We start from the raw sequence: 801 nt of genomic DNA on the forward strand, positions 1-801 counted from the left end.
GCCTGGCCACCGAAGGCCTCAAGCCGGTGGTGGCGATCTACTCGACCTTTTTGCAGCGCGCCTACGACCAGTTGATCCACGACGTGGCGCTGCAAAACCTCGACGTCGTGTTCGCGCTCGACCGCGCGGGCCTGGTTGGCGCAGACGGCGCGACCCACGCGGGCAATTACGATATGTCCTACCTGCGCTGCATTCCCAACATGGTCATCATGGCCGCGTCGGACGAGAACGAATGCCGCCAAATGCTCACCACGGGCTTCCACTACGAAGGCCCGGCGGCGGTGCGTTACCCGCGCGGCGCCGGCATCGGCGCGCCGATGGAAAAAGAACTGACCTCGATCGAGATCGGCAAGGGCCAGATCAAACGCAGCGGCAAGAGCGTGGCGATCCTGGCGTTTGGCTCGATGGTCACGCCAAGCCTGGCGGCCGGCGAAGCGCTGGACGCGACGGTGGCCAACATGCGCTTCGTCAAACCGCTCGACGTCGAGCTGGTGCGCAAACTCGCGCAGGAGCACGACGTGCTGGTGACGGTGGAGGAGGGCTCGATCATGGGTGGCGCTGGTTCTGCCGTGGCCGAGGCGCTGGCCGCCGAAGGCATCGTCAAGCCGCTGCTGATGCTCGGCCTGCCCGACGTGTTCATCGACCACGGCGACCCGGCCGCGCTGCTGGCGGGCGTCGGCCTCGACGCCAAGGGCATCGCGGCGTCGATCCGCGCCCGCTTCGGCGGCGAGCTGCGCCTGGTCGTCAACAACGCCTAAGCAACATCGCCCCGCCGGGGGGCGTTCTCAAGAACCAAGTGCA

The 801-nt window shown here is 67.2% G+C and carries 1 protein-coding gene; it reads left to right on the plus strand.

Annotated elements, in window-relative coordinates; translation table 11 throughout:
• Positions 1-758 (plus strand): transketolase C-terminal domain-containing protein (locus tag C7C56_RS07870; protein WP_307719035.1); only part of this gene is annotated, 758 nt, incomplete at its 5' end.
• Positions 759-801 lie beyond the last annotated feature (43 nt).

Origin of the sequence: Massilia glaciei (genome assembly GCF_003011895.2) — a bacterium.
GTDB classification, from domain to species: Bacteria; Pseudomonadota; Gammaproteobacteria; order Burkholderiales; family Burkholderiaceae_D; genus Telluria_A; species Telluria_A glaciei.